Raw genomic sequence first — 26,574 nt, 5'->3', positions numbered from 1 at the left:
AATTTCTGAATTAAATCTTTGAATCTTTAAAATCAACAATGAGCAAATACACAGAAGACGATTTAAAAATCGAACTGGAAACTAAAGAATATGAGTACGGATTTTATACCAATATTGAATCCGAAACTTTCCCTATTGGCTTAAACGAAGAAATTGTAAGAGCTATTTCGCTTAAAAAAGAAGAACCTGAATGGATGACCGAATGGCGCATCGAGGCTTTCCGTGCCTGGAAAGAAATGATCGAGCCAGAATGGGCAAACGTACAATACGAAAAACCAGATTTTCAGGCAATCTCTTATTATTCAGCTCCAAAACAAGTAGATCCTAATAAAACGCTGGATGATGTTGATCCGGAATTATTAGAGATGTACAAAAAACTGGGGATTTCTGTTGATGAGCAAAAAAAGATGAACAATGTCGCTATGGATATTGTTGTCGATTCTGTTTCAGTAGCAACGACTTTCAAGAAAACACTGGCTGAAAAAGGAATTATTTTCTGCCCGATTTCTGAAGCAATTAAAGAACATCCAGAATTAGTAAAAAAATATTTAGGTACTGTTGTTCCTCAAAAAGACAACTTCTACGCAGCATTAAACTCAGCAGTTTTCTCTGATGGAAGTTTCTGTTATATTCCAAAAGGTGTTAAATGTCCAATGGAACTTTCAACTTATTTTAGAATCAATCAGGCAGGAACTGGGCAATTCGAAAGAACGCTGGTTATTGCCGATGAAGGAAGTTATGTTTCTTACCTTGAAGGATGTACTGCCCCAAGCCGTGACGAAAATCAATTACACGCTGCTGTAGTTGAATTAATCGCTCTTGACGATGCAGAAATTAAATATTCTACAGTTCAAAACTGGTTCCCAGGAAACAAAGAAGGAAAAGGTGGTGTTTACAACTTCGTAACCAAAAGAGGTTTATGCGAAACTAACGCTAAAATTTCTTGGACACAAGTTGAAACAGGTTCTGCCGTGACTTGGAAATATCCTTCATGTGTACTTAAGGGAGACAATTCAGTAGGAGAATTTTATTCTATTGCTGTTACTAATAATTTCCAACAAGCAGATACTGGAACAAAAATGATCCATTTAGGTAAAAACACTAAATCGACTATTATTTCTAAAGGTATTTCGGCTGGAAAATCACAAAACAGCTACCGTGGTTTAGTGCAGATTTCTCCAAGAGCAGAAAACGCAAGAAACTTTTCGCAATGCGATTCATTGTTAATGGGTAACAATTGCGGAGCACATACTTTCCCATATATCGAAAGTAAAAATCCAACAGCAAAAATCGAGCACGAAGCAACTACAAGTAAAATTGGAGAAGACCAAGTATTTTACTGTAACCAAAGAGGTATCCCGACTGAAAAAGCGATTGCCTTAATTGTAAACGGTTTCAGTAAAGATGTATTGAACAAACTTCCAATGGAATTTGCGGTTGAAGCGCAAAAATTATTAGAGATTTCTTTAGAAGGTTCTGTAGGATAATTTGAAGATGGAAAATAAAAAAGTCATCATTTTAGGTTCTTCCAGAAAAAACGGAAATACAACAAAAATTGTAGATGTTCTTTCAAAAGAACACAACATTGATGTAGTTAATTTAAGTGATTATAATATTTCGTATTATGATTACGAAAGCAAAAATATAGACGATGATTTTTTGCCTTTAATTAGAGGAATTATCGAAAAATATGACACTCTTATTTTTGCAACGCCTGTTTATTGGTATAATATGAGCGGGATTTTAAAAGTCTTTTTCGATCGGTTTTCAGATTTAATTCGAATTGAAAAAGAAACAGGAAGAAAGCTGAGAGGAAAGAAAATTGGAGTGATATCAAATTCACACGACAATATAATTGAAGACAGTTTTTACATTCCGTTCAAAAAAACGTCTGATTATTTAGGCATGGAATATTTAGGACATGCGCATTTTAATGCCAATGTTCTAAACCAAACAACAAAAATAGAATTGACATTTATATAAAATAAAAAACAATGTTATCAATAAAAAACCTTCACGCCGCAATTGGTGATAAAGAAATCCTTAAAGGAATTAACATAGAAGTAAAAGCTGGTGAAGTACACGCCATCATGGGACCAAACGGTTCTGGAAAAAGTACGCTTTCTGCTGTTATTGCAGGAAATGAAAATTATGAAGTTACAGATGGAGAGGTTATCCTTGATGGAGAAGATCTTGCAGATTTAGCTCCTGAGGAGAGAGCACACAAAGGTGTTTTCCTTTCTTTTCAATATCCGGTAGAAATTCCTGGAGTTAGTGTAACTAACTTTATGAAAACTGCTATCAACGAAACTCGTAAAGCAAATGGTCAGGAAGAAATGCCTGCAAACGAAATGTTGAAAGTTATTCGTGAGAAATCTGAGTTATTAGAAATCGATCGTAAATTTCTTTCTCGTTCTTTAAACGAAGGTTTTTCTGGAGGAGAGAAAAAAAGAAACGAAATTTTCCAAATGGCAATGTTAGAGCCAAAATTAGCTATCCTTGACGAAACAGATTCTGGTCTTGATATCGATGCTTTAAGAATCGTTGCAAATGGTGTAAACAAATTAAAAAGCGACAAAAACGCAATCATTGTTATCACGCACTACCAGCGTTTGTTAGATTATATCGTTCCTGATTTCGTTCACGTTCTTTACAACGGAAGAATCGTAAAATCTGGCGGAAAAGAATTAGCATACGAATTAGAAGAAAAAGGATACGACTGGATAAAGGCAGAAAACTAATTCTAAGTCGTAAAGTCGAAAGTCGAAAGTCGTAAAGTCGGAAATACAATATGAGTAAGTTCAAATCTTTTGAGGAAATAAATTCTTGGCAAAAATCTCGAATCTTCAATAAGAAAATATATTTGATTACCGAAAATTCTAATTTCAAAAAAGACTTTGATTTTGTTAGACAAATAAGACGCGCATCACTTTCTATATCGTCAAATATAGCAGAAGGTTTTGAGAGAAATACAGACAAAGAGTTTATTTACTTTTTATATGTAGCCAAAGCATCCGCAGGAGAAGTAAGATCTCAATTATATTTAGCTTTTGATTTAGAATATATTATAAAAGAAGAATTTGAAATGCTTTTAGAATCGATAACAGAAATATCGAAACTATTAAGCGGTTTCATTAAATATTTGAGCCCAAAGTCATAAAGTCGAAAGTCATAAAGTCTCAAACTTTATGCTTTAAATTTTTAACCTTTTGGCAAAACAGTCGACAATCCAAAGTCTTTCGACTTTCGACTTTCGACTTTAAGACTAAAAAGAACAATGGATTTAAAAGAAAAATTAGTATCGTCTTTTATGGCTTTTGAAGAGCGTGTCGATGTACATTCAGATTTACATGACATACGCACAAATGCTTTAAAAAACTTCGAAAATAAAGGTTTCCCAACCAAAAAAGAAGAAGCTTGGAAATATACATCGCTAAATGCCATCTTAAAAAATGACTTTACGGTTTTTCCTAAGCAGGAAAATGCAATCGAATTCAATCAGGTAAAAAAATACTTTTTACACGAAATTGATACTTACAAATTAGTATTTATCGATGGCGTTTTCAGTTCGCATTTGTCTTCTACAACGCATGACGGAATCGATGTTTGCTTGATGTCATCGGCATTGACCAAACCAAAATATAAAATGGTTATTGATACCTATTTCAACCAAATTGCAAGTAAAGATGACAGCTTGACCTCATTGAATACTGCTTTTGCAATTGAAGGTGCTTTTATCAATATTCCGAAGAAAAAAGTGGCTGACAAACCAATTGAGATTATGTATTTCTCAACAGGAAATGAAGCTGCATTAATGGTTCAGCCAAGAAATTTGGTTATTGTGGGTGAAAATTCACATGTTCAAATTATCGAGCGTCACCAAAGTTTGAACGAAAATCCAGTTTTAACAAACTCTGTTACTGAGATTTTTGCTCAAAAACGTGCCATTGTTGATTATTATAAAATTCAAAATGATAATAACGAAGCGAATTTAATTGACAACACTTACGTTTCACAACAACAAGAAAGTCACGCTTCTGTTCATACATTCTCATTCGGAGGAAACTTGACACGTAACAATTTAAACTTTTACCACTACGGAGAAAGATTAACAAGTACGTTAAACGGAATTTCGATCTTAAATGACAAACAACACGTTGATCACTATACTTTGGTAAACCACGCACAACCAAACTGCGAAAGTTTCCAAGATTATAAAGGAATTTTTTCTGATCGTTCAACAGGAGTTTTCAACGGAAAAGTTTTGGTAGAAAAAGAAGCTCAAAAAACAAATGCTTTCCAAAAAAGCAACAACATTTTGTTGAGTGATAAAGCTACAATCAACGCAAAACCTCAATTAGAGATTTTCGCTGATGACGTAAAATGTTCTCACGGATGTACAGTTGGACAATTGGATGAAACAGCAATGTTCTACATGCAGTCACGCGGAATCCCGAAAAAAGAAGCTAAAGCTTTATTGATGTACGCATTCTCAAATGCCGTTATCGAAAGCATCAAAATACCTGAATTAAAACAAAGAATTACTAAAATCATTGCTACGAAATTGGGCGTGAATTTAGGATTTGATTTGTAGATATTCTTAACCGCAATCCCGATAGCTATCGGGATTGCGGTTAAACCTATTTCCCAATAGAAGCAATCACTTCTTTCAAAAACCCATTAAAATCAAATCCCGGTTCTTCTTCTCTTACTCCCATTCTCACGATTACCATATCTTTTGACGGAATAATCGCCACCATTTGACCTTGATAACCACTGCAATAAAACATATCTCTAGGAACATCTGGAAATTTCCCTCCAGCGTTTAACCAAAATTGCGCCCCATATTTTCCATCAGAAGTATTTGTTGGAGTTGCAGTATATTTTACCCAACTTTCGTCAAGAATTTGTTCGCCATTCCAGTTTCCTTTATGAAGATATAACAATCCAAATTTTGACCAGTCTCTTGGTGTTGCCCACCCGTAAGACGAACCTACAAAAGTTCCCGACATATCTTGTTCCACAATCATCGAGTTCATTCCGATTTTATCGATTACAGCGCTGTACCAAAAATCAAGATATTCTTGTTGGGTTTTAAACTGTCTTCTTAAAATCAGGGATAATAAATTGGTTGTTCCCGACGAATAATTCCAATGTGTGTTGGGTTTAAATTGTGCTGGTTTATCCAATTGCACTTTACCCATATCTTCGGCCTGAAAAAGCATTTTTGTTGCGTCGCAGATTGTGCTATAATTTTCTTCCCATTCTAAACCAGAATTCATATGAAGTAAATCGTTAAGCGTAATATTTTTACGCTCATCATTTTTCCATTCTACAACTGGAGCAGGTTTATAAATATCAATTTTCCCTTGTTTCGCCAAAACTCCGAAAGCTGAACTTGTGATACTTTTTGTCATTGACCAACCCAGAATTTTACTATCTTTATTAAAACCTGTATCGTATTTTTCGGCAATCAATTTATCTTTATATAAAACTACAACAGCGCGAGTTCTTTTAATTCTTCCACCTGTTTTGTCAAAAGCATTATCAACTGCTTTTTTTAGTTTCGAATAGTCAACATTAGAAAATGAAGTATCTTTTGGTTCATTATCTCCATAAGGAAAAGGAAGATTGTTTTCTAATTTCGTTCTTTTTGGAAGCAGATACGGTTTTGAAACATCAAAATCATCATTAATCAAAGTCGCTCCTAATCCTTCACGATAAATCGCTTTTCTTTCTTTTAACCCATAAACAGAAGAAATGGCATATTTTCCAGCATCATCAATTGAGTTTTTAGCCAAGTCAACCAAATTGATATCATTGTCGGTTTTCTGAATTAAATCCAACGGGCGATTATCTATAAAATGCCCAGACGCAACACTTTTGGCAGAGAAACCTGAAATTAAATCAAGCTTTGGATAAGTCGTAAATCCAAAATATAAAAAAGCAAGAACCACAACAAGCAAAAGTACTTTGAGAAATTTTTTCATGATAGTTAGTTATTTTTAATGCAATATAAATAATTTATGTTCACGATTTTAGAACCCAAATTATAAATCTGTTTCGGATAATTCAGAAAACAGAATTGATTTTTAAGGAATCAGCATTTAAGCCCTGTAACAATGGTATCATAAAAGGAAATTATAGAATTGCTGTATAAACAAATTTAGTTTTAGTACTTTTGTAAATAGATTTTTTCTAAATAAGACATGCTAGATATTCAAAAAATAAGAGCTGATTTCCCGATACTTTCTCAAACTGTAAACGGAAAGCCATTAGTATATTTCGACAACGGAGCTACTTCGCAAAAACCACAAGTTGTGATTGATGCAGAAGTAAAATATTATCAGGAAATCAACGCCAATATTCACCGCGGCGTTCACACTTTGAGCCAGTTAGCAACTGATGCTTACGAGGTTGCTCGCGGAAAAGTAAAAGATCACATCAACGCAAAACATGCTCATGAAGTACTTTTTACTTCGGGAACAACTCACGGAATTAACTTAGTTGCAAACGGATTTGCTTCGATTTTAAAACCAGGCGATGAAGTTGTAGTTTCTTCATTGGAACATCATAGCAACATTGTGCCTTGGCAGATGTTATGCGAAAAAACTGGAGCTGTTTTAAAAGTTATTCCAATTAATGACAATGGAGAATTAATCATTGAGGAATTTGATAAACTGCTTTCTGATAAAACGAAAATTGTTACCGTAAATCATATTTCAAATGCATTGGGTGTAATTAATCCAATCAAATATATTATTGATAAAGCTCACGCAGTTGGCGCTGCAGTTTTAATTGACGGTGCTCAAGCAGTTCCACATTTAAAACCAGATGTTCAGGAATTAGATTGTGATTTTTATGCTTTTTCGGGTCATAAAATGTGCGGTCCAACCGGAACTGGAATTCTTTATGGAAAAGAAGCTTGGTTAAACAAACTTCCTCCTTATCAAGGCGGAGGCGAAATGATTAAAGAAGTTACTTTCGAGAAAACGACTTACGCTGATCTTCCTCATAAATTTGAAGCAGGAACGCCAAATATTGCTGGCGGAATTGTTTTAGGAACTGCAATTGATTATTTAAACGAGATTGGTTTTGATAAAATTCATGAATATGAAAATGAATTGTTAGAACACGCTACAAAACGCCTTAACGAAATTGAAGGTATCCGAATTTACGGAAACACTAAAAATAAAGCTTCTGTAGTTTCGTTTAATATTGATGGAATTCATCCGTATGATGTTGGTTCTATTATAGATAAATTAGGAATTGCCGTTAGAACCGGACACCATTGTGCACAGCCAATTATGAATTTCTTCTGTATTCCGGGAACAATTCGTGCTTCTTTCTCTTTCTATAATACAAAAGAAGAAATCGATCAAATGGTTGATGCTGTTAAGAAAGCACAAACTATGTTAAGCTAAAAAAACAAATTATATGCGAATAGTATCATTATTGCTCCTGACACTTTTTATTGCTACGGGATGCTGCAGTCAAAAAAAAGCAGATATGACATCAACTCAAATTGAATATTCTGCAATGTCCAGAGGTTATTACAAGAGTATTTTAGTACAAGACAAATCTGTTTCTGTTGTTAAACAACGTAACGGTGAAGCTGTTCAAAGCAAGATTGATGACGCAAAATGGAGCGAGATTGTTTCTGCATATTCAAAAGTGAATTTAGACAGTCTTTCTTCCTTAAAAGCGCCAACAGACAAACGTACTTATGATGGTGCTGCAATAGGAAATTTAAAAATAACTAAAGATGGAAAAACATACGAAACACCAGGTTTTGACAATGGTTTTCCACCAAAAGAAATTAAAAAACTAGTAGATTTATTAGTTGATTTTTCTAAAGAATAATTATGACGATAAAAGAAATACAAGACGAAATAATAGACGAATTTTCAATGTTTGATGATTGGATGCAACGTTATGAATACATCATCGAACTAGGAAAAAGTCTTCCGTTAATTAAAGAGGAATACAAAACCGACGATAATTTAATCAAAGGCTGTCAGTCAAAAGTTTGGCTGCAAGGTGAACAAAACGATGATAAAATTGTTTTTACAGCAGACAGTGATGCTATTTTGACCAAAGGAATAATCGCGATTTTAATTCGTGCTTTCTCTAATCAAAAAGCAAAAGATATCTTAGAAGCTGATACTGATTTTATAGACGAGATTGGTTTAAAAGAACATTTATCTGCAACACGTGCCAACGGTTTGGTTTCGATGATAAAAAACATCAAAATGTACGCTTTGGCTTTTGATGCTAAAAACAAAAATTAAATTTTAATTAAACCATTAAGAAATTAAGTTTCATAAAGATGACATGCTTAATTTCCTTAATAGTCAAAAGTAAATTAAGCTTACCGTTTTGACACAAAGCAAAACTTAATTTTCTTAATGTCTTAATGGTAAAAAACAAAAACACTTAGTGTTCAAAAACAAAAAACAATGGAACAAGAAATAGACACAAACGAATTAGGAGAATCAATCGTAAGAGTTTTAAAAGGCATTTACGATCCTGAGATTCCTGTAGATATTTACGAATTAGGATTAATTTATGACGTAATGGTAAACACAGATTACGAAGTAAAAATCCTTATGACACTTACTTCACCAAACTGCCCAGTTGCAGAAAGTTTGCCAAGAGAAGTAGAAGAAAAAGTAAAAACAATCGAAAACATTAAAGATGTTGACGTTGAAATTACTTTCGATCCGCCTTGGAGTAAAGATTTAATGAGCGAAGAAGCTAAATTAGAATTAGGAATGCTTTAAAAAATAGTCATAAAGTTGAAAATCATAAAGTCCAAAGTAAAAGACTTTATGACTTTCGACCTTTGACTTTAAGACTTAAAGAATGGAAGAAATCATCAATAAAGTTGCTAATAGTGCTTTAGAAGTTTTTGATCTTGAGGATTATTATCCAAAAGGTTTGCGTGTGCAGATTGACATTTCGCAATGGCTTTTGGAAGGATTTTTATTGAAAGAAAAAGACTTTAGAGAGCATCTTAAAAATCACGACTGGTCGCAATATCAGGACCAATACGTTGCTGTACACTGCAGTACAGATGCCATTATTCCCGCTTGGGCATTAATTTTAGTTGGCGTTCATTTAGCTCCTTTTGCAAAAAAAGTAGTTAACGGAACTATCGAAGATCTTGATGCAAGTCTTTACGAAGAAATTTTAAGCAAAATAGATTATTCTGTTTACAAAAGTAAACCCGTTATTGTAAAAGGCTGTTCTAGAAAACCAGTTCCAATGCGTGCCTACATTTTGGCTACAAACTATTTACAGCCATTTGCCCGCAGTATTATGTATGGCGAAGCATGTTCTGCAGTACCTTTGTACAAAGAATCTAAGAAATAACCTGCAATTACAAGAGATTATCATTTAGTTTTCCATTCGTTTTTAGTATATTTGGTAATACACTAAACTAAACAACCATGAGAAAGCTGGCGTTATTACTATGCATTTTAGCGAACTTTGCTATTGTTCAGGCACAAAATTCAGAAAAAGAATTAATTCAAAATACAGAAAAAGCCGTAAAAAAAATCAATGATACCATCGAAGAAGAAGGCTGGAAAGCAAAAGGAATTGTATCACTTTTATTAAATCAATCCAGCTTTAATAACTGGATTGCAGGAGGCGAAGATAGTTTCTCCGGAACTTTAGGAATAAACTATGACTTTAACTACAAAAAAGACGATGTAACCTGGGATAATAAAATTCTTGCTTCATACGGTCTTCTACAAACTAAAAATACCGATTTTGGAAAAAAGACTGATGACCGTTTAGAGTTTAATTCAATTGTTGGAAAAAAAGCTTTCGGTGAATGGTATTACTCATTCTTTTTAAACTTTAGAACACAATTTACAACGGGTTATATTTATGGTCAGGATGCCAACGGCAAAGAAATTAGAACCGAGCAGACTAAATTTATGTCTCCTGGATATCTTACCACTGGACCTGGTATTTACTGGTCTAAAGATGAAAACCTGAAAATAAACTTCGCACCGCTGACTTCAAAATTCACTTTTGTAGACAACGCTTATACAAGCGGTATAGATAGGTTTACTGGTCTCCCTTATGTAGATGGTGATTATTTTGGGGTTGACGAAGGCAAAACTATGCGATATGAGCTCGGTTTTTATGCTTCAGTTTATTATAAATTAGCCATTATGACCAATGTAACTGCCGAAAATACGCTGAATTTATATTCTAATTATCTGGAAGATCCTCAAAACGTAGACATCAATTACTCTTTAAATATTGTCATGAAAGTAAACAAGTTTTTGTCGGCTAATTTAGCTTTCCAAGCCATTTATGACGACAATGCTTTTAGAGGTCTTCAAACAAGAGAAGTATTTGGTTTAGGAATCAATTTTGGATTTTAATAAATAAAAAAAGATAAAGCCTCAATTGAATTGAGGCTTTATCTTTTTTTATTCTATAATGATTTAGGTTTTATCTTCACAATTTTATTATCTTTCATGATAACCAACTCACTATTTGATTTTTTTTTGAATTCAATTAACTTGTCATAAACCTGATCCATTGCATCCAAAATTTTAGTTTGTGTTGCTGATCTTTTATATGTTTTCATTGTAGATATTTTTAAGTTTATCGTATTTCATTTCGTTTATTACATCAATTTCAGTATCTAACATTTTTTCTGCAATCAATTCAGGTTTGCCAAATGAATTATCAAAAATCATAACCTCATCAACTATTGGCAAATATATATTAAATAAGTTTGCTATTCCGTTTATATATCTACGTATAATAACATCTTTTTCAATATTGTGGCCTCCTTCCAAAACTCTTGTTTTTACCCTTTCAATAGCAAGTTCAACATCCTGCAGCCAAAAAAATAAAAGAATAACTTTATAACCTTTTTCTTGGGCTAAAGCAATTTTAGATTTATAACTTTTTGTAGCAAGTGTAGTTTCAAAAGCAAATACCTGGCCACTTTCTAAAAGCTCACTTATCCTGTGAAGCATTATTCTACCAGCCTAAAAAGCCACCTTTTCGGGTTGAAATGGGGAAAGACCTTTTGCAATCTCATCTGCATTTACAAATTCTCTGCAATCTAAAACTTCAGGTAATATAGTAAAAGAAGCAGTAGTTTTGCCTGCGCCATTACAGCCTGAAATTATATATAAATTCTTACTCATTACTACAAAGATAAGAATATAACTTCTAATCTAATTTATAAAAAAACGGCTTTTGAAATTTCAAAAGCCGTTTTTATTTTATTCTTCTTCCTTTTCAATAGCATCCTTATAATCAGGATATAAAAAGTTATTATATGGAAATCGGGTAATATGAATCTGACGAACAGCTTCGTAAACCATTTCTCTAAATTCTTCAAAATTTTCCTTTTGAGTTGCCGAGATAAATAATGCTTTATCATGACCTACATTACTCATCCAGGTTTGCTTCCATTCGTCTAGTGTCCAGTGTTTTCTGGTTCTTTCGGTGATTAAATCATCGTCGTCAATTGTAAGGTGTTTGTAAGCATCGATTTTGTTAAAAACCATAATCGTTGGCTTATCATTACTTTTTATTTCCTGTAAAATCTGATTTACAGATTCAATGTGGTCTTCGAAATCAGGATGAGAAATATCTACAACGTGCAAAAGTAAATCAGCTTCACGAACCTCATCAAGTGTACTCTTGAAGGAATCAACCAATTGAGTGGGCAGTTTTCTAATAAATCCAACCGTATCCGAAAGTAAAAACGGCAGGTTTTTAATTACAACTTTTCTAACGGTTGTATCTAAAGTTGCAAACAATTTATTTTCAACAAAGACCTCACTTTTTCCAATAGCATTCATCAAAGTCGATTTTCCAACATTGGTATAACCAACAAGTGCCACACGAACCATTGCACCACGATTGCTACGCTGAATGCTCATTTGTTTATCGATCGTTTTGATTTTCTCTTTCAATAACGAAATACGGTCACGAACAATACGTCTGTCTGTTTCGATTTCAGTTTCACCGGGACCACGCATACCAATTCCCCCTTTTTGACGCTCAAGGTGTGTCCATAAACCAGAAAGTCTTGGCAGTAAATAAATACACTGCGCTAATTCAACCTGTGTCCTTGCATACGAAGTTTCGGCTCTCTGCGCAAAAATATCCAAAATCAAATTGGTTCTGTCAAGGATTTTACAATCGATAATTCTTGAAATATTTTTTTGCTGAGAAGGTGTCAGCTCATCATCAAAAATAACTGTCGATATTTTGTTTTCTTTTACAAAAAGATTGATTTCATCTATTTTTCCCGTTCCGACAAAAGTCTTCGGATTAGGGCGTTCCATTTTCTGCGAAAAACGTTTAATAACTTCTCCGCCAGCGGTAAAAGTTAAAAACTCTAATTCGTCTAAATATTCATTAAGTTTTTCCTCACTCTGATTTTGAGTTACAATACCTACAATGGCTGTTTTCTCAAAATTTATAACTTCTTTCTCTAGCATATCTTAAAATAATCCTGCAAATTTAATCATTTGTAAACTACTACAATTATAGAATTTCAATTTTAAATTCTATAAAAAAATAAACCATTTACAAATCAGGCATTAACTTGACTTATAAATGGTTTAAAGTATAATTTAAAAACAGTGTTATTCGTAAATAAATGTTTTTTCTGTTTTAACGATTCCGTTTTCTTCAATTTGTGAACAAGAAATTGGGAAATTCAATTTGTTGTATTTGTATTTTCTGCTTACTGCTACCAAAGCTGCAGACGAAGGGCTGAAATTTACTTCATTATTATATGAAATCGATTCAAAGGCAAATTCATCTTCATGATATGAGATCATTGGAACAATTACTTTATAATTATCTCCAAAAAGACTTTGAACAATTAATTGATCTACTGATTTTTTATCATCATAAGTATATGATTTAGATATTTTGTCTCCAACCAATCCTTTATGTTTAGATACATTATCATTTACATAAACGTATTCTAATTTTCCAATAATTGCTTTATTTCTATCGCGTGAAGTACGTCTTACAATAATTCCGTTTTCAACCAGATATTCAATATCATCAACTAAATTCTGGTGGTTTGTACTCTTTTTGGTTGTTACTTTTACTCTTGCTCCTTCATAAACGAATGAAACCACTTTTGTAATATAGTTTGGCCCTTCCTGATATTTTTTTACAAACTTGATAATATTGTTATCAGCATCGTAAGTATAATTGATTACTTCTTTCCAGTCACTTCCTACTTTGTCTTTTACTGTCATATCCAACAGGCCGTTTTTGTTGTAATAGAAATGCTGTACAACATCTGAAGTTGTAATCGTTTGAAGTTTACCATCTTTAAAAACCATTGTTTTATTAACAATCTCGCCGTCTTTAGAGTTTTGGTAATTTGTTTTTACAATGTTGATCTGTTTTAGTCTAACGTTGTCCTGACTATGGATCAAGAATGGAAACACCATCATTAAGATGGCAATAAAGTAGGTTTTCATGTTGTTTTTGTATTGATTTGGGATGACCAAAATACAAAATTCTGTCAGAAATCAACAATTATAAGTTTAAAAAAACAAAAAAACATCTTTATAAAACTAAAAATCAAACACTTAAAAACGCGACACTTATTTCTCGCCAAAAATCTTTATATCATCAACCATAAAAGCCCCATTTAGTGTTTTATCTTTCCCTGAACCTACATATCGAAAAGCAATATTTATATTTCCTGAATAGGCCGATAAATCTATTCCGCCAGAACTCATAAATTCACGAGAAGGATTTGAAAGCGTTGGAACTTTTGCTTCAAGTTTTGTCCATTTTGCTTTCGTTACACTCGAACCGTCAAAATTTGTTGACACGTATACTTCCAGCGTATTTAATGGAGAATCTACTTTTAAATCGTGCTGAGCACTTCTAAAAGAAAGCACCGCATTTTTGTAACCTGTTAAATTAATTTTAGGAGAAACCAACCAGGCAATATTTTCTGCAGCTGTTGTACTTGTTGTATTAAATTCGGCATAACCATTTCCGGCATATACCATGCTTTTCCATAATTTTGATGCTTTTTCTACAATGTTGCTCCATCCCGGCAAAGCAAAATTCACATTGTTTTTAACCGATTGGAAGTCTTCTGCAAAAAACGGAATATTTCTTTTTCCATTCATTACAATATCACTTTCATATCGCACCATAAATTGATAATCAGTACCAAATTTTGTTAGAATTCCTTTTACTTTTCCGCTTCCTTCAGGAACAAAATGATCTGCAAATTTTGCATAACTGCTGGTTCTAAAAATAATTTGATTTCCTGTTTTATCTCTCAAATACCAATTTGTTGATCCTCCTACATTATTTGATTCTTCAAAATAATGACGTCCCAATGCTGCTTCGGTAAATTCAACATTATTAAGTTCTATTAGAGTATTTAATTTATTATCTGAAAGTGCTTCTTCTACAGAAAGAGATTGTAATAATTCATTTTCATCAATGATTGTACATGATGCATTTAAAACATTCTTGTATTCATTTTGAGAAATCCTTCCTACTGTTGGATCACCCGCATTACTCACATATAAACTTCCAATTCTTAATCCACCATAATACAAATCTGTGAATTGATTTTTAAGTTTCACATATACTTTATTCCCAACTCGATAATCAATATATGTATTTGAAGCATCTACAGGAACACTAAAACCAATTGCAGGATTATTTGCTGAGGCTTTTGTCTGAAGTGATATGCTTTTGAAAAAATTCCCTCCTTCATCACTTGAAACAACGTAGGCTTCAATTATGTCATCATATAAATATTGTTTTGCTGTATTTGCCGAAAGTTCATAAACCTTTTCAACTGTTTTATTGACTTTAAAATCCGGCTGCGTACAGCCTAATACTGGTGTTTCTATTTCATTATTACAGCTGCAGACAGACAATAATGCTATTCCAAAAAATAAATTTAAAACGATGTTTTTCATAACAAATTAAAATTTCGGTTTATAAACCGATAGTAAGATTTAAAAAATAAGTTCTTCCGTAACCGTAATAATATTTGGGTCCAAATGAAGGTGTTCCGCTTGATACATCTTGGTTTAAAGCTCTAAAATTGGCATTTCTCGCCTGTTCAAAGCCACCGGTTTTATATATTGCATTCAAAACATTATTAACGCTGGCAAAAAGACCAATGTACTTTTTATGAACTCTCCATGATTTTCCTCCATTGATATTTAATAAGGTTACAGGGTCAAATTTTTCTTGTTTCAACAATTCATTTCCTCTTTCAGAAGATGCTTCAGGAAAAGGAAATCCGTTTGCCGGATTAATGTAAAATTGAGAGGTTCTGGAAATAGGCGAAACATCAATATAATTATCTGTCAAATAGTTAATATTGGTTCCAATCCACCAAAATTTAGGGTCACGGTATTCCAACCCCAACGAAAGTGCATTTTGCGGTGTTCCGGACTGTTTGTAGTTTTTAAGATAAGCTTTGCCAAAATCAAAAGTAGTCTGTACTCCATCTTTTGATGCATTTGCATCATTTGTAATCGAAACATTTGGATTGCTGTTGTAAATATAATTTCCGTAAGCAGCACTTAAAGTTGATTTTAAAGTAGATGTAATCTGATATTCAAAACTCAATTCTGCACCAGTATTTTTCTTGTCCAATTTTGTCAAAGTCTGACTTACAAAAGCGTCTGTTGGATCATATCCGGCTCCGTTATCAAAAATTCCTTCGGCATAGAAAAAAGACGTTTTTGAAGAATTTTTAATTAAAGTGTAATAAGCCGTTAACCTTAATTTAAGTTTTGGAGAACTATAGACATAATTCGCCTCAGCGCTGGTAACATTTTCACTTTCAATTCCATTTACTACATTATTATTTAAGCGTGAATTTGCAAATGTATTTCGAAGTGAAGGCGCTCTTGTTAAATGTGCTGCATTAAAAAACAGCCATTGTTTACCTGAAACCTTATAGACGAATCCGCCTTTAAAGCCAAAATTCTCAAAGTTTACTTTTTCACTTTTCCCTAAAGATGCTGTTGGATAAAGTCCGTTTTGGTATAAACCTTCTCTTTGATAATTTGACATTGAATAAGATTGAGCCAAATAAAATTCGGTTTTATTATATGAAAATTTAAACTGTGTAAAAACATCAATTGTATTGGCTGAAAAATTATAATTGTAACCGTAAATATCTCCTTCTTTTACCTGTCTGTTTGGATTTTGTAAATCAGATTGAGAAAGGTCTCCTTTATAAAACGGATCAATATCTTCGAAATATTTTCCGCCAAGAAGATCCAGTAAGTATTGAAAATTATGTGATTTTAAATTTCGATACATAACTCCTCCATCAAAAGAAATATTTGGAGTAAGCTGCGTATTTAAGTTAGAATTTACTGCAAAAGTTTTATCATCGGTTCTGTCTTCATATAAAACATAATGACTCTGCGAAGGTTCGTAACCGTTTTGACCTGATTTTTGATTGGCCAGATACATGGCGTTCCAATCAATTTGGGAATTGGCTAAAAATGTCGTTCTGCTTTTGTCTGCATTTTCATAATCCGGAGTAAAGTCTCCAGAAAATTCACCTTTGTCTTTTCCATAAAGTGAACTAAAATAACTTGGCATTTTTCGATAGTAAACCGGATCTGGACTGTCAGCATTTTGATAATCAATATTGCTGTTTCCAACTTTTCCAAATTGATACATTACACCTGAATTCAGCTTTGTTTTCTCATCTATTTTAAAATAGTGATTCAGCATAAACAAAGGCTCTTCTACCTTTTTTACTCTTGCATTTCGTCTTTTTCCGTTCTGAAACCCCCAGTATGAATTGTACTTTTCTCCCATCAAAGCTGTCACTTCGTTTGTATTTGGAGAATTTTTTCCACGTGAATTCGGCGTGTAAAATCCGGTAAAATTGATTGAATGTTTGCTATTTAGTTTCTTTTCAACAGTCATAAAAAAGGAATCGGCATCGAAATTTGTTCCTTCAAAGTAACCTTCGTCTGCCCATCTTTTACCGGCAGAAACCACATAAGCCCAGCCCGAAGTACTCATTCCTGAAGCATACGTTCCTATAGCACGCAGAGTGTAAGAGGCATTACTTCCTGAAAAGGTAAGCTGTGTACCTTTTCGATATAAAGAAGCTTGTGTAAATATTTGCTGTGTTCCTAAAACACCGCCAAAAGTATAATTGGATGCTGCATTTCCAACTGAAAATTCCTGATTACGAAGTACATTATTTAATCCGCCCCAATTGTTCCATTGTGGTCTGCCATCGTAGATTTTATTCATGGTCATACCGTTGAGCATCATCGTTCCGTTCTCGCTGTCGAGACCGCGCATTCTAAATCGGGCCTGACCCCAGTTAAATGCCGACGCCTGCATAAAAGCATCTCTTGAAGACTGCAATAAACCCGATGTCATTTCTGAAGAGCTGTTATCATCAGAAAAATCATTATCTGACAAAGTAATCAAGGCAGCAGGAACTTCATCTGTATAAGTATCTTCTAATTGCAAAATACCAAGATTTATATTTTCTCCTGAATTGTATTGAAGTTTTAAAAGTAAATCTTTGTACCCCTGACTTCTCAGCAAAAGCAGTTTTTCTTTAGTTGGAAATACATGAAGCTCAAATTTTCCTTTTTTGGAAGTAAGCTGCATTACTGCTGTATTCTGTATAGTTACCACTACATTTTCCAGCGGATTTTGTGTGCGGGCGTCAATAACAATTCCCGTCACTGTTATTTCCTGCTGTGCAAATGCCAGATTAAAAGACCATAAAATAAGGAAGACTGCGTATTTTTTTACCATTAAAATTCCAATTAACTTTCAAAATTGTTTTCGGATATTCATCCTATTCAAAAGATAAAATTGGTTTTTGGAAAAAGTTTTGTCTCGTTTATAATACAAACGATAGAAGTTTCAAATATAGATAAATTATTGTAAAAGAAAATAAATTCTTACAAAAAGAATTTATTATAGACTTTTAGAATAAAAAAAATGCAGAGTAAATCAGTTTAATCCGTTAAATCTGCGGTCAATAAATTAAGCAGATGTTCTAATTTTAGAAACCATAAAAGCGATTAGAACACCAAAGATTCCGATAAAAGCAAAAGAAAACTGAAGCCCAAAGTTTTGTGCAATGTGCCCAATTACAGGCGGCCCCATTAAAAACCCTAAGAAACTTACGCTTGAAACTATTGTTAAAGCTTCGCCTGCCGGAACTGTTGGATTTTTCCCTGCCAGACTGTAAACGGTTGGCACAATAGTCGCAACGCCCAGACCCACAGCCATAAATGCAATTGTACAAGGAATAATATAAGGTAGAAAAACTGCTGTGAAAAGTCCGGCAGAAATCATAACGCCGCTAATCTGCATAACACGTTCGCGCCCAAATTTATTGATTAAGCCGTCGCCCAAAAATCTTCCGCCGGCCATCATAATCATAAATGAAGTATATCCTAAAACTACTAAAGGTCCCGGAGCCTGTACAATATCTTTAAAATAAACCCCGCTCCAGTCAAACATTACGCCTTCGCTGGCCATACTGCAAAAACCAATAACACCCAGCCAGATTAAAGCGCTGTCTGGTTTGGTAAACATTTTTTTCTTTTCTGTACTATGTTTGATTTTTTCTTTGGCTCTAATTAAAAATTTAAAGTTAAAAGCAATCATCAAAAGCACTATTCCGCCCACAATAAGGAAATGATGTAAAGGAGATAATTTTAAAGCCAGCATTCCTAAACCAACTAATGCTCCTGTAAATCCGGCAAAACTCCACATTCCGTGAAAAGAAGACATGATTGTTTTTTTGAAAAGCACTTCGGTGTAAACGCCTTGTGTGTTTACGGCAATATTTGCCAGATTTCCGAATAATCCAAACAAGAATAATCCAATTGATAACTGCAGACCAGTTGTAGCCAAACCTAAATTTGCCAGACACAAAACATACATTATTAAGGAGAAAATCAAAATACGATGACTTCCAAATTTTGTTACCATTTTTCCCGAAAAGGGCATTACAATTAATTGTCCCATTGGCAGGGCAAAAAGTATAGAACCCAAATCGCCTTCGGTTAAATGTAAAGCAGTTTTGATATCCGGAATTCTGCTTGCCCAGGTTGCAAAACTTAATCCCATTCCAAAATAAAACATTCCAACAGCAAAACGAATTCTGTTTAGATAAGATGCTTTTGCTTCTCTAAAAACTTTCTTGATTTTTCCTTTTGTCTGAAAAAGTTGTAACGGATTGAAGTTTATCAAAATAGTGTATTTACGGGATTATGTTATAAAATTACAAAAAAGCAGCATATTTACTTAAAAGTACAAATTGTTCGATTATTTACAACGTTATTGTTTATAAATTGCTTGGTTTTGCACGCAGACTTTGACAAATTTTGCACGCAGATTTAGCAGATTAAACGGGTTTACGCAGATGCTATTTTTATTTTGTGCATAAAAAAAGACGCACTATGGTGCGTCTCTACGATTGTTTGTTATTTATCAACACAAATTATAAATCAAACCAGTGTAAACCTGTTCAATCTGTAAAATTTGCGGGCTATAATCGTTACAGATTAATTACAGTACGCTGCGCGTTACTTGCAATGGCCGCTTCGATAATCTGCATTACTTTTACGCCGTCTTGTGCAGTAACAGGTTCTGCAGCATTGTTTGTAATAGAATTGAAAACACCGTCAAAAAATGAGAAATAATTTCCCTGAAGTGTCGGCACTTTTTTGCGAACCACTTTTCCGTCGATTTCTGTGTGCAGAATTCCCTTTAAATCTTCAGATTCTGTTCCCCATGTTTCTAAATTTGGTTTGTTTCCAAGTTTCAATTCGTCTTCCTGAACGTCTCCGCGAGGTTTTAAGAAAGATCCTTTTTTTCCGTGAATTGTATAAGCAGGATTTGCTTCTCTCACAAAGAAACCAGCTTTTAAACGTACTCTGAAATCTTCGTAAATTAATAACAAGTCGATCCAGTCATCGACTAATGAATTTTCTCTTGTAATTCTGATATCCCCAAAAACCGACTTTGGTGAACCAAATAAACAAACGGCCTGATCGATAATATGCGGACCTAAATCTTTTAAAACTCCTGCGCCGTCGTTTGCTGTTTCTTTGTGTGCTTTCGGACTTAATAACGGATTGTATCTGTCAAAATGGATTTCTGCTTCAACCAAATCTCCCAAAACACCTTCGTCTATAATTTTTTGAACGGTTTTAAAATCGCTGTCCCATCTTCTGTTTTGAAAAACGGCTAATTTTACTCCTTTTTCTTCTGCAATTTTTGCCAATTCCTGAGCCTCGGCTACAGTTGTGGTGAATGCTTTTTCTACAACGGCATGTTTACCTGCCAAAAGCACTTTTTTTGCATATTCGTAATGTGTTCCAACCGGCGTATTTACGATTACCAAGTCTACATCATCTGCCAATAAATCGTCGATTGAAGGATAACTTTTTACATAGGGATAATCTTCCTGAATAAGTTTTTTACTTCTTTCCCAAGATCCTAATAATTCAAAACCGGGATGAATATCTAAAAAAGGCGCATGAAAAACCTTTCCCGACATTCCGTATGATAATAGTGCTGTTTTTATTTTTTGCATGTTGTGTGTATTTTTTGCCACAGATTAATGTGATTAAAAGGATTTTTTCTTTTGTCGCAAATTTCACGAATTATCACGAATTTTTAAGCCTTTTTAAACGTACCGATTTGTGCAAATTAGTGAAATTTGTGGCAAATAAAACTAAATAAAATCACTTTAATCTGTGCAATCTGCGGCCAATAAAAATTTAAATTTTAGCTCTTTCGTATTGTTTTGGCCATTGAATATCGTCGTTTAACTCTTTGGCGAAATCTAATGGCAGGTTAGGATTTCTAAGTGATTCTCTGGCAAACAAGATTAAATCGGCCTGACCTTTATTTAAAATTTCCTCGGCTTGTTTCGCTTCGGTAATCAAACCTACAGCGCCTGTAAGAATATTGGCTTCTTTCTTGATTTTTTCTGCAAAAGGAACCTGATAACCCGGACCAATTGCAATTTTTTGATGTGAAACTAATCCGCCAGACGAAACATCGATTAAATCTACTCCTTTTTCTTTTAGAATTTTCGAAAGCTGTACAGATTCTTCAGGATTCCACCCGCCTTCTGCCCAGTCTGTTGCTGAAATTCTAACAATTAAAGGTAAATCTGAAGGCCATTCGGTTTGAACTGCTTCTACAATTTCGAGTGTAAAACGGATTCGGTTTTCGAAACTTCCGCCATATTCGTCGGTTCTGATATTTGTTAAAGGCGATAAAAACTGGTGCAGTAAATAACCGTGCGCACCGTGAATTTCTAACACTTTGTATCCGGCTTCAACGGCTCTTTTTGTTGCTGCTTTAAAATCGGAGATTATTTTTTGGATTCCGTTTTGGTCTAAAGCTTCGGGAAGAAAAGGTTCTCCTTCGTGATACGGAACCGCACTTGGTGCAACTGTCTGCCATCCGCCCTGAGCAAAATCTAATTTTTTATTTCCGAGCCACGGAGCCGAAACACTTGCTTTTCTTCCGGCATGTGCCAGCTGGATTCCGGGAACTGAATTTTGAGAAACAATAAAAGCATTGATTTGTTTGAGTTTTTCGATATGTTCGTCTTTCCAGATCCCAAGGTCTGAAGGAGAAATTCTGGCTTCGGGAGAAACGGCAGTCGCTTCCTGAATAATTAAACCAACGCCACCGCTTGCACGGCTTCCTAAGTGAACCAGATGCCAGTCGTTTGCAAATCCGTCAACGGCTGAATATTGGCACATTGGCGAAATAACGATTCTATTTTTTAAGGTGATGCTTTTTAAAGTTAAGGGAGAAAATAATTGTGAAGCCATACTTGTAACTTTTAATAGATTAGTGCTGCCAATTAAAAATAGTAGCCTTTATAAAAAGTAAAGTTACGGCATCTTGCTAAAACGAGAAATTGAAATGTTTATTAATTAACAAACATTTAAAGCAAATTCTGTTTATTCCATAAATTATAATATTCTGATTTTTGTTCCAACAATTCTAAATGATTTCCTGATTCAATAATTTCTCCATTTTTCATAACTAATATTGTATCGGCATTTGCGATTGTACTTAAACGATGTGCTATAACTATTATCGTTTTCTCTTGTGTTTTGAATTTGTCAATCACTCTTTTTACTATTCCTTCTGAATTAGTATCTAACGAAGCTGTTGCTTCATCCATTAGTAAAATTTCTGGTTTTTTATATAATGCTCTTGCAATGGCAATTCTTTGTTTTTGTCCTCCCGAAAGCATTGTTCCGTTTTCACCAATCTGCGTTTCAAAACCATTTGGTAGTTTTTCTACAAAATCAGTTATTCCTAATTCTTTCGATAAATCTAAGACTCTTTGAATATTTGGAAACGAATCTCCCAAAGCGATGTTTTCGATAATATTTCCTGAAAATAAATTCAACTGTTGCGGAATAACTCCAATCATTTTTCTTAAACTTTGATAATGAATAAATTTAATATCATATTGGCCAATTAGAATTTCCCCTTCTTTTATTGGGTATAAGTTCTGAAGTAGTGAAATCAATGTTGTCTTCCCACTACCACTCTCCCCAACTATAGCTGTTGTTTGATTCTTTTTAAATACTGCATTAAATTTTTTAAAAACTTCTAATCGTGATCCATAACGAAAAGAAACGTTTTCAAATTTTATATCTCCTAAGTTTTCTTTTTGTAATTCGACTTTATTTTCTGTTTCTTCTCTTTCTAAATCCATAATCTCAAAAAGCCTTTCTGCAGCGATTAAGGCGTTTTGTGATGTTTTGTTCATATTAATCAGCGAAGCAACTGGAGAAGTAAAATATCCAATTAACGCATAAAATGAAAATAATTCCCCAGGAGTAATCTCTCGATCTATAACATAACCGGAGCCAATCCACATTAAAATTATAGTAAATAGAGAAGCAAGAAACTGCGTTGAAGTTGCCGCAAAAATTCCATTTAAACCCGATTTATAAGTAAAGAATAAAAGTTTTACAAATTTGTTTTCAGTTTTAAAATTCGAAAACTCTTCGATTCCAAATTCTTTTACTGTTCTGATATGGGTAATGCTTTCTACTAATTGAGTTTGTAATTCTGCAGCATTTTCCATAATGCTTCGTTCTACTTTTTTATTAAATTTATTTAATAAAAAATATATAGAAATGTAAAAAGGTATAACAAGAATAATAACTAAAGCTAGTTTCCAATAATAGGTAAACATCAATACAAATGAAAAAATGACAATAAAAACATTTACAATCATTTCTATTGCCACTTCATTTATAAAAGAACGAATTTTTACCGCATCGTTTATTCTGGATGTAATTTCTCCTATTTGCATAGTATCAAAAAAACGTTGCGGCAAATGAAGTAAATGCTTATAATAACCAAGAATTAATTGAGCATCTATTAATTGCCCCGTTTTCATTACAAATATGCTTTTCTTTGAATTAATATAAGATTGAAGCAAAATAAGTGTAATCATAGAAACACTTAATAAATTTAATAGTTTTCTATTTCCATCTACTAAAACATAATCTGTAATTTTTTGTATGTAAACTGACATTGCCAATCCTAAAACGGTAAACAATATTGCTCCGACTAAAGCCTGAATTAAAATCGTTTTATGCGGCTGAATTAAGTTCCAAAACCTTTTTAGTGGTGAAGTTTTTTCGTTTCTAATTTTAAAATCATCATTTGGAGCAAAAAGTATTAGCACTCCTGACCATATTTTTTGAAATTCATCAAAATTATAAACTTCCATTTTTCCATACCCAGGATCCATGACTGTAATTTTCGATTTTTCGATTTTATAAACTACAACATAATGATGAAGCTGCTCTTTTGTAACAATATGTGCAATAGCTGGAAGCGGAATTTTATTTATGGCATCTAAATTTCCTTTTACGCCTTTTGCCATAAAACCCATTTTTTCAGCAGCCTCAATTATTCCCAGCACATTTGTACCACGTTTATCCGTATTTGCATAATGACGTATTCTAGCTATGGGCAAATTAACTTTAAAATAGTTCCCAATAGAAACCAGACAAGCAGCGCCACAATCTTTAATATCATGTTGTTTTATTTTTATTGAAGCCATTTTATATTTTATTTGATAATTTGGGGTTTAACCAATCGTCAATTTTATCAAACAGCAAATCAAACAAACTTCTTTTAGTGATTATATATCTTGTAGTTAAGGTCATTCCTTTTGACACGTTAGTTTTGTCACCTGATTTTAATTGTAAAGTTTTTGAGTTTAGAGAACATCGCACTTTAAAAAATGCCTGATCACCCTGTATCGTAATATTATGATCAATGTCGATTACTTTTCCATCTAATAATCCCCATTGATTATAATTGAAAGCATCTAACTGAAACTTCACTTTTTGGTTTTTCTTTATCAAACCAATATCATTGGGCGAAACATTATTTTCGACTATAAGATTGTCTGTTGAGGAAATTATCGCAATGGTTTGTGATGCGCTTACAAAAGAGCCTTTTTGAATCCCTGAAAAACTTTCTATAGTTCCCGAAATGGGAGCTGTAACAACATAATTATTTGATTCTGCATTTATTTTAAAAACCGTTCCGTTAAGGTTTTTTAAACGTTCTTCTAAATCTCTTTTCTGATTTTCCCAAGTTGCTTTTTGCTGACTTATAAAACTTTGCATTGCCTGTTCTGTTAAACGTAATTCATATTCAAGTTTTTCAAAATCTGCCTTAGCAATAATATCTTTATCGTAAAGAATTTTATTGCGATCATAATTTATTTTAGCTTGTGAAATTTTACTTTGAAGTTCATTTTTTCCAGATTGGAATTTGAATAAATCTTCGCGTGCAGTAGAAGTTTGTAGATGTGTTGTTTTATTCTGTAAAAGATTTGAAATGTCTCTTAATAATGCAAGAACAGAAACTAATAAGGTGTCTTGAGTTCTTTTATCACTTTCCAGATTTTCTTTAGATATTTTTAAAAGTGTATCTCCTTTTTTTACAAAAGCATTATTTTTTAAAAATATCCAGCTAATTCTCCCGTTTACAATCGTTGAAACGGGAACATTTTCAGCTTTACCACGAATAATGCCGCGACTTTGACTACTTATATCTACCTTAATTATAGGCAGTAATATCAAAAAAGTTAGAATTGCTATAATAACAATCAAGTAAATAGAAAAACTCTTGGATTTGTTTTTTGCAATAAGATTTTCAAGAGTATGTATTGGATCTGAACTGAAATTCATATTCAAGGTAAAAAGAATATTCTCTTTATTAAATAAAGAGAATATTATAAAATTATTAGCGTATACCAAAGCATCGTCTTATTAAAATGCTATTCTCATTTTTTTTTAAAATTTTGATTTTTAATATTAATCATATATATAAAAAATACTACAGTTAATGCACAAGAAAGTCCGATTAAAAAAGAGCAAATATGGTTTTCTGGATATTTTCTAAGTATAATAATAGTAAGTAAATACGCTATCATTATAAGAACAAGAAATAGTTTTTTCATAACTATAAAATTTGTTATTCAAAAAATCTCTCTTCAAACATTTGAGTTGAAGAGAGAGATTTCCAAATAAAATTAAAACAACATTTTACTTAAATAACCTATAAAATAACCTAAAACGTATAATGCCACAGATGCTAATACACATAGCCTTATAATTTTTAAAAATTTAGATGATTCCATAAAAATTGTTTTTAAATTTATTATTTAGTGTGTAGCATTGTAGTATCCTAAAGCACAACAACCTGGTGCAAATCCAACCATAAAAGCTGCTGCAACCATCCATTTCTCTATTCCACCATCAATTGAGACCATTTCATTCAATGTCAATTCTACTATTTCGTTTTCTTTTTTTTCTATTAAGTTTTCCATAATATTAAATTTTTAATGACTCATAAAATAACCTACTGCGTATCCAGCTGCATAACAAGCTCCCGCTATTTCAACTGCTGCAAGAATTGCTGGTAAAATTCCTCCTTCAATTTCTAATATTTCCTGAACATTAAGTTCAACTAGATTCAATTCTTCTAAATTCATAATACTAAAATTTAAATGGTTAATTAATAAATTCAACAAAATTCATTTTCTCGAGAAATATTTTGTTAAGGCAAACTTATCAGAGTTCCGTCTAATAAACTTGGACGGAAGTTAGTACCTCCAAAAATTTCTTTAGTTTCATCCTCTTTAATTACTTTTAAGGAAAAATTAAATATTAATTCAAAAGGTGCTGTGTAATAAAAACTCTCTCTCTTTTTACAGTACCTAACTGGCGCATCAAGTTCTTTTATAACATCTAATTCGTTATAAAGCTGACTTCTGCTTAAGGATAATTTTTTAGCAAAAATCTCTGGTGTCCCTGTTTTTTCAGAACTAATTAATTTATGCATTTTTGTAATTCTTTTAATTTGTTTAATAAAATTCATATTCTCACTGTAAAAAATTAATAAAACAAAACAGATCTTAATAATTTCAAAATAGTTATGTTAACTATTTAAGAATTACTCATACAAGATCAAAAAGATGAAATT

25 protein-coding genes and 1 pseudogene are annotated in these 26,574 nt (G+C 32.9%); 11 read left to right on the top strand and 15 right to left on the bottom strand.

All coding sequences use genetic code 11. The annotated features are described in order from the left end of the window. Positions 1 to 38 precede the first annotated feature (38 nt). The 5 genes from sufB to sufD all read left to right on the top strand — a co-directional run bounded on the left by sufB (position 39) and on the right by sufD (position 4,594). Positions 39 to 1,487 (top strand): Fe-S cluster assembly protein SufB, encoded by a 1,449-nt coding sequence (gene sufB, locus FJOH_RS06155; RefSeq protein ID WP_012023266.1) that lies wholly within the window; start codon positions 39 to 41, stop codon positions 1,485 to 1,487. A 7-nt stretch (positions 1,488 to 1,494) separates the two neighbouring features. After that, a complete protein-coding gene (locus FJOH_RS06150; protein ID WP_012023265.1) occupies positions 1,495 to 1,983 on the top strand; it encodes a flavodoxin family protein in 489 nt (162 codons plus the stop codon). An 11-nt stretch (positions 1,984 to 1,994) separates the two neighbouring features. Further along, positions 1,995 to 2,741 (top strand): Fe-S cluster assembly ATPase SufC, encoded by a 747-nt coding sequence (sufC, locus tag FJOH_RS06145; RefSeq protein WP_008466070.1) that lies wholly within the window; start codon positions 1,995 to 1,997, stop codon positions 2,739 to 2,741. Between the two features lie 50 nt (positions 2,742 to 2,791). Continuing rightward, entirely contained in the window at positions 2,792 to 3,160 is a 369-nt protein-coding gene (locus FJOH_RS06140; RefSeq protein WP_012023264.1) for a four helix bundle protein, read from the top strand. A gap of 117 nt (positions 3,161 to 3,277) precedes the next feature. Then, positions 3,278 to 4,594: a Fe-S cluster assembly protein SufD gene (gene sufD / locus FJOH_RS06135; protein ID WP_012023263.1), complete on the top strand. Its 1,317-nt coding sequence runs from the start codon at positions 3,278 to 3,280 to the stop codon at positions 4,592 to 4,594. Between the two features lie 46 nt (positions 4,595 to 4,640). Here sufD and FJOH_RS06130 read toward each other — a convergent pair whose 3' ends face one another. Continuing rightward, positions 4,641 to 5,990, bottom strand: coding sequence for a serine hydrolase domain-containing protein (locus FJOH_RS06130; RefSeq protein WP_012023262.1), 1,350 nt, complete (start codon positions 5,988 to 5,990; stop codon positions 4,641 to 4,643). 219 nt (positions 5,991 to 6,209) lie between these two features. On the opposite strand from FJOH_RS06130, the gene FJOH_RS06125 reads away from it, so the two are divergent. The 6 genes from FJOH_RS06125 to FJOH_RS06100 all read left to right on the top strand — a co-directional run bounded on the left by FJOH_RS06125 (position 6,210) and on the right by FJOH_RS06100 (position 10,403). Next, positions 6,210 to 7,424 (top strand): aminotransferase class V-fold PLP-dependent enzyme, encoded by a 1,215-nt coding sequence (locus tag FJOH_RS06125; protein ID WP_012023261.1) that lies wholly within the window; start codon positions 6,210 to 6,212, stop codon positions 7,422 to 7,424. A gap of 13 nt (positions 7,425 to 7,437) precedes the next feature. Next, positions 7,438 to 7,863, top strand: a complete 426-nt coding sequence (locus tag FJOH_RS06120; RefSeq protein ID WP_012023260.1) for a hypothetical protein — start codon at positions 7,438 to 7,440, stop codon at positions 7,861 to 7,863. Positions 7,864 to 7,865: 2 nt separating this feature from the next. Continuing rightward, positions 7,866 to 8,291 (top strand): SufE family protein, encoded by a 426-nt coding sequence (locus FJOH_RS06115; RefSeq protein ID WP_012023259.1) that lies wholly within the window; start codon positions 7,866 to 7,868, stop codon positions 8,289 to 8,291. A gap of 168 nt (positions 8,292 to 8,459) precedes the next feature. Then, positions 8,460 to 8,783, top strand: a complete 324-nt coding sequence (locus tag FJOH_RS06110) for an SUF system Fe-S cluster assembly protein (RefSeq protein WP_012023258.1) — start codon at positions 8,460 to 8,462, stop codon at positions 8,781 to 8,783. Positions 8,784 to 8,865: 82 nt separating this feature from the next. Further along, entirely contained in the window at positions 8,866 to 9,375 is a 510-nt protein-coding gene (locus FJOH_RS06105) for a DUF2480 family protein (protein WP_012023257.1), read from the top strand. Positions 9,376 to 9,452: 77 nt separating this feature from the next. Further along, positions 9,453 to 10,403, top strand: coding sequence for a DUF3078 domain-containing protein (locus FJOH_RS06100; RefSeq protein ID WP_012023256.1), 951 nt, complete (start codon positions 9,453 to 9,455; stop codon positions 10,401 to 10,403). A gap of 53 nt (positions 10,404 to 10,456) precedes the next feature. Here FJOH_RS06100 and FJOH_RS26930 read toward each other — a convergent pair whose 3' ends face one another. From FJOH_RS26930 to FJOH_RS06045, 14 genes and pseudogenes are all read right to left on the bottom strand, one after another. Then, positions 10,457 to 10,612 (bottom strand): hypothetical protein, encoded by a 156-nt coding sequence (locus FJOH_RS26930; protein ID WP_165768436.1) that lies wholly within the window; start codon positions 10,610 to 10,612, stop codon positions 10,457 to 10,459. Continuing rightward, positions 10,599 to 11,183 (bottom strand): annotated as a pseudogene (locus FJOH_RS06095) (zeta toxin family protein). Before FJOH_RS06095 ends, FJOH_RS26930 begins: the two are co-directional and overlap by 14 nt. 78 nt (positions 11,184 to 11,261) lie before the next feature. Further along, positions 11,262 to 12,491, bottom strand: a complete 1,230-nt coding sequence (gene hflX / locus FJOH_RS06090; protein WP_012023255.1) for a GTPase HflX — start codon at positions 12,489 to 12,491, stop codon at positions 11,262 to 11,264. A gap of 147 nt (positions 12,492 to 12,638) precedes the next feature. Further along, positions 12,639 to 13,496, bottom strand: coding sequence for a hypothetical protein (locus FJOH_RS06085; RefSeq protein WP_012023254.1), 858 nt, complete (start codon positions 13,494 to 13,496; stop codon positions 12,639 to 12,641). 126 nt (positions 13,497 to 13,622) lie between these two features. Beyond that, entirely contained in the window at positions 13,623 to 14,972 is a 1,350-nt protein-coding gene (locus FJOH_RS06080) for a DUF5689 domain-containing protein (RefSeq protein WP_012023253.1), read from the bottom strand. Between the two features lie 19 nt (positions 14,973 to 14,991). After that, positions 14,992 to 17,811 (bottom strand): carboxypeptidase-like regulatory domain-containing protein, encoded by a 2,820-nt coding sequence (locus FJOH_RS06075; protein WP_012023252.1) that lies wholly within the window; start codon positions 17,809 to 17,811, stop codon positions 14,992 to 14,994. A gap of 234 nt (positions 17,812 to 18,045) precedes the next feature. Beyond that, the gene (locus FJOH_RS06070) at positions 18,046 to 19,263 is read right to left on the bottom strand and encodes an MFS transporter (RefSeq protein ID WP_012023251.1); all 1,218 of its coding nucleotides are present in this window, start codon (positions 19,261 to 19,263) and stop codon (positions 18,046 to 18,048) included. 307 nt (positions 19,264 to 19,570) lie between these two features. After that, a complete protein-coding gene (locus FJOH_RS06065; RefSeq protein ID WP_012023250.1) occupies positions 19,571 to 20,611 on the bottom strand; it encodes a Gfo/Idh/MocA family oxidoreductase in 1,041 nt (346 codons plus the stop codon). A 187-nt stretch (positions 20,612 to 20,798) separates the two neighbouring features. Continuing rightward, on the bottom strand, positions 20,799 to 21,869 hold the full coding sequence (locus FJOH_RS06060) for an NADH:flavin oxidoreductase/NADH oxidase (RefSeq protein WP_012023249.1): 1,071 nt from the start codon (positions 21,867 to 21,869) through the stop codon (positions 20,799 to 20,801). A 116-nt stretch (positions 21,870 to 21,985) separates the two neighbouring features. After that, positions 21,986 to 24,136 (bottom strand): peptidase domain-containing ABC transporter, encoded by a 2,151-nt coding sequence (locus tag FJOH_RS06055; protein WP_012023248.1) that lies wholly within the window; start codon positions 24,134 to 24,136, stop codon positions 21,986 to 21,988. A gap of 1 nt (position 24,137) precedes the next feature. Beyond that, a complete protein-coding gene (locus FJOH_RS06050; protein ID WP_012023247.1) occupies positions 24,138 to 25,277 on the bottom strand; it encodes an HlyD family secretion protein in 1,140 nt (379 codons plus the stop codon). A gap of 476 nt (positions 25,278 to 25,753) precedes the next feature. Beyond that, entirely contained in the window at positions 25,754 to 25,918 is a 165-nt protein-coding gene (locus tag FJOH_RS26515; protein WP_012023246.1) for a class IIb bacteriocin, lactobin A/cerein 7B family, read from the bottom strand. Positions 25,919 to 25,930: 12 nt separating this feature from the next. Continuing rightward, positions 25,931 to 26,083 carry a class IIb bacteriocin, lactobin A/cerein 7B family gene (locus FJOH_RS26510; protein WP_012023245.1) on the bottom strand — a complete coding sequence of 51 codons (153 nt, stop codon included), beginning with the start codon at positions 26,081 to 26,083 and terminating at the stop codon, positions 25,931 to 25,933. A 65-nt stretch (positions 26,084 to 26,148) separates the two neighbouring features. After that, the gene (locus FJOH_RS06045) at positions 26,149 to 26,433 is read right to left on the bottom strand and encodes a hypothetical protein (protein ID WP_123875669.1); all 285 of its coding nucleotides are present in this window, start codon (positions 26,431 to 26,433) and stop codon (positions 26,149 to 26,151) included. Positions 26,434 to 26,574 lie beyond the last annotated feature (141 nt).

The sequence above is a fragment of the Flavobacterium johnsoniae UW101 genome (genome assembly GCF_000016645.1).
GTDB classification, from domain to species: domain Bacteria; phylum Bacteroidota; class Bacteroidia; order Flavobacteriales; family Flavobacteriaceae; genus Flavobacterium; species Flavobacterium johnsoniae.
This window is presented reverse-complemented; position numbering and strand designations above follow the sequence as displayed.